Genomic DNA, 599 nt, shown 5'->3' on the forward strand with positions numbered 1-599 from the left:
GACGGTTGGAAGTATGAATTTAATGGCTTAGATAAGTTCAAGGCTGGTCAAGCAATTAAGTACACGGTTGCCGAAGCAGCAGTTGACGGTTACAAGACAACGTATAATGGCAATAACATTGTTAATACGCATCAGGTAGCTAAGACGAGTGTGTCAGGCCAGAAGACGTGGTCAGACCATGATAACCAAGACGGTCTACGGCCAGATGAAATTACGGTTAACTTGTTAGCAGATGGTAAAAAGGTTGATTCGAAGACAGTGACCGCAAAAGATGGTTGGAAGTATGAATTTAATGACTTAGATAAGTTCAAGGCTGGTCAAGAAATTAAGTACACGGTTGAAGAAGCAGCCGTTGCTGGTTATGAGACAACGTATGATGGCAATAACATTGTTAATACACATCAGGTGGCCAAGACGAGTGTGTCAGGTCAAAAGACGTGGTCAGACCATGATAACCAAGATGGTGTACGACCAGATGAAATTACGGTTAACTTGTTAGCAGATGGTAAGAAGGTTGATTCAAAGACAGTGACCGCAAAAGATGGTTGGAAGTATGAATTTAATGACTTAGATAAGTTCAAGGCTGGTCAAGAAATTAA

1 protein-coding gene is annotated in these 599 nt (G+C 41.2%); it reads left to right on the forward strand.

Going from position 1 to position 599, the window contains the following annotated elements; translation table 11 throughout:
• On the forward strand, nt 1-599 hold a 599-nt coding region (locus D1643_RS11350), incomplete at both ends, for a Cna B-type domain-containing protein (protein WP_160710680.1).

The organism is Enterorhabdus sp. P55, assembly GCF_009911695.1.
Lineage (GTDB): Bacteria > Actinomycetota > Coriobacteriia > Coriobacteriales > Eggerthellaceae > Enterorhabdus.